This is a genomic window from Vibrio sp. 03_296 (assembly GCF_002265885.1).
In genome coordinates this window covers 1-1,003 of record NZ_NPKW01000312.1, presented here as the reverse complement: position 1 = coordinate 1,003, position 1,003 = coordinate 1, and the positions used below count along the sequence as shown (strand labels likewise).

General features: G+C 40.1%; 2 pseudogenes. Both read left to right on the top strand.

From position 1 onward, the window contains the following. Nucleotides 1–702, top strand: a pseudogene (gene ilvY / locus CIK04_RS24260) (HTH-type transcriptional activator IlvY); the annotation flags it as partial. Between the two features lie 173 nt (nucleotides 703–875). Next, a pseudogene (locus CIK04_RS24255) lies at nucleotides 876–1,003 on the top strand (helix-turn-helix domain-containing protein); the annotation flags it as partial.

The following is a 1,003-nucleotide window of genomic DNA, read 5'->3' as shown; positions in this document are numbered from 1 at the left end:
ATTGATGCCAGTTGCGCTTAAAATGCTTAACGAATGGCAGCAGTATCAATTACAAAACCGTCATTCAGAAACCGAACTCAAAGGGGAAATACGCTTATTTTGTTCCGTCACCGCCAGCTATAGCCACTTACCAGAACTTCTTTCTGAATTTCGACTACAACATCCTTTCATTGAATTCAAAATATCTACCGGTGATCCTGCACAAGCCATGGATAAAATACTGAATGGAGAGGCTGATATTGCTATTTCCGCCAAGCCAGACACAGTACCTGCAAAAGTGCTTTGAGCCCATCAGTCGAAATTCCGCTCTCTGTAATTGCCCCTCAAGGAGTGAGCAGTTTCACGGATGAAATGAATAGCGATAAACCTGATTGGTCTTCGATCCCCTATATAGTTCCTGAAGCCGGTACCGCTAGAGAAAGGGCTAATACTTGGTTTAAGAAAATGAAAATTAAACCCAATATTTATGCTCAGGTTTCAGGTCATGAAGCGATTGTGAGTATGGTCGCTTTGGGATGTGGGATCGGTATTGCGCCAGATGTTGTGATCAATAACAGCCCAGTCAAAGAGAAATACAGAGATTAAAAGTCGACTCCCATTAAACCTTTTGAACTGGGAGTATGCTGCATCAAATCTCAGCTCGAAAATCCCCTAATTCAAGCCTTGTGGAAAGTCGCTGAAAGTAAATACATCGTGATTTAATACCAATCTAAGAAAAACATGATGGTTTTATACCAACCTAACTAAAAAATATGAACTAATTGAGGCTGTTACTTCTTCGTGATAAATGACACTATGGACAGTCTCAATAACATTGATTTCAAAAAACTTACTAGACCAACAAAAAATCTATTCAAAATAGAAAGTGCGAATTGCTCGCATTGGCCCACTTTAAAGATGGTTACTCTCGAACCCAAATTGCTAAGTTCCTTAAGGTAAGCAGAACCAGTGTGAATCAATGGGTACAAACATTCCTTGAAGAAGGGCTTGAAGGACTGCAAGA